Annotated in this window: 1 pseudogene; it reads right to left on the bottom strand. The window is 60.3% G+C overall.

What is annotated here, in order from left to right:
• Positions 1 to 231: 231 nt before the first annotated feature.
• A pseudogene (locus ACLQ24_RS30385) lies at positions 232 to 385 on the bottom strand (IS630 family transposase); the annotation flags it as partial.

The raw sequence follows: 385 nt of genomic DNA, 5'->3' as shown, positions 1-385 counted from the left end.
ACCAACCAACCCAACCAACCAACCAAGCCAACCAAACCATGGGGATGTCTCGATAAAACAGTGGGGGCTATGGGGGCTATCTCACCAACGGCGTCAGAGAGCGACCCACGGCCACTTGACCTGATCTATGCGCCATATCCGGTTGAGGACCTTCCACAGGTCCGCCATTGATAGGGGCAGGTCGATTTACCGGATGTGAGTCTTGGTCGTGACTGTCAGGCGGCTGCGGCGCTAGTGTCCCGCGCCTGAGGTTCGTTTACAGAACGCGGCGATGCTGTCGAGGATCTCGTCGGCGGTCTTGGTCCACGCGTACGGACGTGGATCCTCGTTCCAGTTGTCGATCCAGGCCCGGATGTCGGCCTCCAGCGCGGGGACGCTCTTGTGG

Source organism: Micromonospora sp. DT4 (genome assembly GCF_049841675.1).
GTDB lineage: Bacteria > Actinomycetota > Actinomycetes > Mycobacteriales > Micromonosporaceae > Micromonospora.
Note: the sequence above shows the minus strand (reverse complement) of the source record. Positions and strands in the feature narration are given on the sequence as shown.